This is a genomic window from Mesorhizobium sp. M7A.F.Ca.CA.004.06.1.1 (genome assembly GCF_003999135.1).
GTDB lineage: Bacteria > Pseudomonadota > Alphaproteobacteria > Rhizobiales > Rhizobiaceae > Mesorhizobium.
Genome location: NZ_RZPQ01000618.1, coordinates 1 through 3,543 on the forward strand (window position 1 = coordinate 1; position 3,543 = coordinate 3,543).

Annotated in this window: 3 protein-coding genes and 1 pseudogene; 2 read left to right on the forward strand and 2 right to left on the reverse strand. The window is 62.2% G+C overall.

What is annotated here, in order from left to right; all coding sequences use genetic code 11:
- A pseudogene (locus EN906_RS26960) lies at window positions 1-105 on the forward strand (IS110 family transposase); the annotation flags it as partial.
- A 186-nt stretch (window positions 106-291) separates the two neighbouring features.
- On the opposite strand, the gene EN906_RS26970 reads toward EN906_RS26960, so the two are convergent.
- Window positions 292-1,482, reverse strand: coding sequence for a Xaa-Pro peptidase family protein (locus EN906_RS26970; RefSeq protein ID WP_127272737.1), 1,191 nt, complete (start codon window positions 1,480-1,482; stop codon window positions 292-294).
- Window positions 1,483-1,600: 118 nt separating this feature from the next.
- Window positions 1,601-1,852, reverse strand: coding sequence for a hypothetical protein (locus EN906_RS26975; RefSeq protein ID WP_127270857.1), 252 nt, complete (start codon window positions 1,850-1,852; stop codon window positions 1,601-1,603).
- Between EN906_RS26975 and EN906_RS26980 the strand changes: the two genes are divergently transcribed.
- On the forward strand, window positions 1,851-3,461 hold the full coding sequence (locus EN906_RS26980) for an ABC transporter substrate-binding protein (RefSeq protein ID WP_127272738.1): 1,611 nt from the start codon (window positions 1,851-1,853) through the stop codon (window positions 3,459-3,461). The two genes, EN906_RS26975 and EN906_RS26980, sit on opposite strands and share 2 nt — an antisense overlap.
- The last annotated feature ends 82 nt before the right edge of the window (window positions 3,462-3,543 follow it).

A 3,543-nucleotide genomic window follows, 5' to 3' on the forward strand; every position in this document is an offset into this window, starting at 1 on the left:
GGCAAAACCAAAATGGTCATCCGCATGGCGCTGGCGCGAAAACTCCTCGTCATTCTCAATGCAAAAGCACGCGATGCGCGCATGGAGTTCGCCAATGCAACTTGACACCACAGATAGTCGCTCATTGTCCTGCCGGACATTTCTCCCCGTATAGTGACGGGGAGAAAGACGCAGTCATCGGCGCTTTCGCCAATTTTCAAATAGGTGCCGAGGGCGCGGCTGCCCTCTTCTCCGTCACTATACGGGGAGAAGGTGCCGGCAGGCGGATGAGGGGCAGCGCCCGCCTTCGTCCTAAAGAGTACCACCCCTGTTCCACCCCCGACCCCGGTCGCCGAACATCACATAACCAGCATCCGTCACCGCCAGCGTGTCCTCCAGCTTGATGAAGCCGCGCGTCGGGTGGAGCATGGTCGTCTCCACCGATAGCACCATGTTCTTCTCCAGCGGCTTTGCCGCATAGGTGCCTTCATAGGTCACCGGGTGGTTGGTCATCAGGAACGGCGCCTCGTGCGTGATCAGGCCCATGCCATGGGCGAAGAAATCCGTGTAGGCCGCGACCTTCGAAGCCTTCAGCACGCCCTCGGCATGGGAAATCATGTCGCCGCCCAGCGTGCCCGCTTTGACTTTTGAGAAGGCCGCCTGCTGCACCGTCTCGACCTCGGCCAGCAGATCTTCCAGTTCGGCATCCGGTTCCCCGAGAATGCCCATCCGGCAGAGGTCGCCGATATAGCCGTGAAAGTTGCCGCCGGAATCGATTGACAGCACCTCGCCTTTTTTCCACGCCTGCGGCGAGGCGGCGCGGTTGTGGCTGGAGCCCAGCGTCAGCAGGCAATATTCGAAATGGATGCCGCGATTGGTTTCCTCGCGCCGCAGCTGTTCGATGATCTCGCCCTTGGTCGTGCCTTCGCGCGCCCAGGCTATGGTCGCCAGCATGGAATCGGTGATCAGTTCAGAGGCCGTGCGCAGCTTCTCCAGTTCGGCATCGGTCTTGATGGCGCGCATGCGCTCCAGCATGTCGGTCGCATCGATCAGCCTGGCGTCCGGCAACGCCTTGCGGATCAGCGTATAGGCGTCCGACGGCAGGAAGCCGGGCTCGATGCCGATGCGCGCGCCCGCCTTGCCGATCTTCTGCAGATGCTCGACCGCAAGGTTGGCGGCGTCGAGCGTGCCCCAGCAGGCGGCGTGCAGCGTCGGCGTCCAGAACGGGTTGTTCTGATGCTCGCCGCCCTCCATGCGGTTGCCGATATAGGCGGCATGGTCCGGCCCGCCTTTCTCGTACACGACAATCGGCAGGTAACGGCTGTGGCCGATCGCATCCATGGCGGCGAAGAAGATGAACTTGTAGCCGCCCAGCAGATATTGCGTGTTGTGCTTGGAGGTGGCGAGCAGCACATCGATGCCGGCCTCCTCCATCAGCCGGTCGACCCTTGCCTGGTCGAACGGGATATTGCCGACCGCATTCTTGCCCGGAGCAATGTTCATCTCTCTCTCCCTGAATAGCCGGATCGCCGCTGTTCCGCTCCCGATCCCTTGGCAGCGGTCAAATCTGCACCACTTTGCCCGTTCTGGTCCAGCCAGAAACAGATGAAATGTCGCCTCTCTATGACTCCGCGCTGTCATTCGTCGCATATTCAACCAATCTGGTCCTACCAGAATGATCAAATTGAGCCACGCCCTCCAAACTGGTCCAGCGGACGAAAATTTCAAAGCCAAGCGAGGATGCGCCAATTCCGTCTCTGGCGAAACCCTCGGCAAGGCTCATAATCGCCGCCGCAAGGATGCCGGTGGGCTTGCCGGCGTCCGAGGGGTTGGCGCACCCGACCGGGTCGCGGAGAGGACGGAGTTCGATCATGTCAGGTTTCACGATTTCCAGACGCACGATGCTTGCCGGCTCGGCAATGCTGCTGGCCTCCACCGCAATGCCGGCACCGGGCTGGGCGCAGACGCCAAAGAAGGGCGGGCGACTGGTGCTTGCCGCCGATTCCGAACCGCGCAACCTCAACCCGGCGATCGTCGCCTCCAACGGCGTGTTCTTCATCTCCAGCAAGATCGTCGAAACGCTGGCCGAAGCCTCCTTCGACGGCAAAGACGGTCTCGCGCCACGGCTGGCGCTGAGCTGGGAAGGTGCCGCCGACGGGCTCTCGGCGACGTTCAAACTGCGCGACGGCGTCAAATGGCATGACGGCAAGCCGTTCACCTCGGCCGACGTCGCCTTCTCGGCGCTGCAGATCTGGAAGCCGCTGCAGAATCTCGGCCGCACCGTATTCAAGGATCTGGCCAGCGTCGACACCCCCGACGATCTCACCGCCGTGTTCAAATTCGCCAAGCCGACGCCGTTCCAGCTGATCCGCAACGCGCTGCCGGCGCTGAGCAGTGTGGTGCCGAAGCACATCTATGAGGTCGGCAAGATCGAGGACAACCCGGCCAACAACGCGCCCATCGGCACCGGACCGTTCAAATTCGGCGAGTACAAGGCCGGCCAATATTACCGGCTGACCAAAAACGCCGACTACTGGGGCAAGGACGAGCCCTATCTCGACGAGATCATCTATCAAGTGCTGCCGGATCGCACGTCAGCGGCGAGCGCGCTGGAGGCCGAGGAGATCCAGCTCGCAGCCTTTTCCGCCGTGCCGCTGGCCGACCTCGACCGCATCTCCAAGGTGCCGGGCCTGAAGGTGATCTCCAAGGGTTACGAAGGGCTGACCTATCAGCTCGTCGTCGAGATCAACCATCGCCGCAAGGAACTGGCCGACCTGAAAGTGCGGCAGGCGATCGCGCATGCCATCGACAAGGATTTCGTCGTCAAGACGGTGTTCCTCGGCTATGCCGCGACAGCCACCGGTCCGGTGCCGAAGAACGATCCGCAATTCTACACCGCCGACGTGCCGACCTATGCCTTCGACGTCGCCAAGGCCAACGCGCTGCTCGACGAGGCTGGCTACAAGAAAGGCGCCGACGGCAACCGCTTTTCGCTCAAGCTGCTGCCTGCGCCCTATTTCAACGAGACCAAGCAGTTCGGCGACTATCTGCGCCAGGCGCTCGCCGCCATCGGCATCGATGCTCAGCTGGTCAACAACGACTCGGCCGCGCACATCAAGGCGGTCTACACCGACCACGCCTTCGACCTCGCTGTCGGCCCGCCGGTGTTCCGCGGCGACCCGGCGATCTCGACCACCATCCTGGTGCAGAGCGGCATTCCGGACGGCGTGCCGTTCTCCAACCAGGGCGGCTACAAGAACGACGCGCTCGATGCGCTCATCGCCAAGGCATCGGAGACGCTCGATACATCAGCCCGCACCGACCTCTACAAGGAATTCCAGAAGGAGGTGGCCACCGACCTGCCGCTGATCAACGTCGCCGAATGGAGTTTTATCAGCGTCGCGCGCGACACCGTCGGCAACATCGCCAACAACCCGCGCTGGGCGGTGTCGAACTGGGCGGACACGTATTTGGAATCGTGACAGAATTGCGCGGATGAGAGTTCGCGAAATCAGCGTAGGCGTTGAGCCCTACGAGGCCCCCCTCTGTCCTGCCGGACATCTC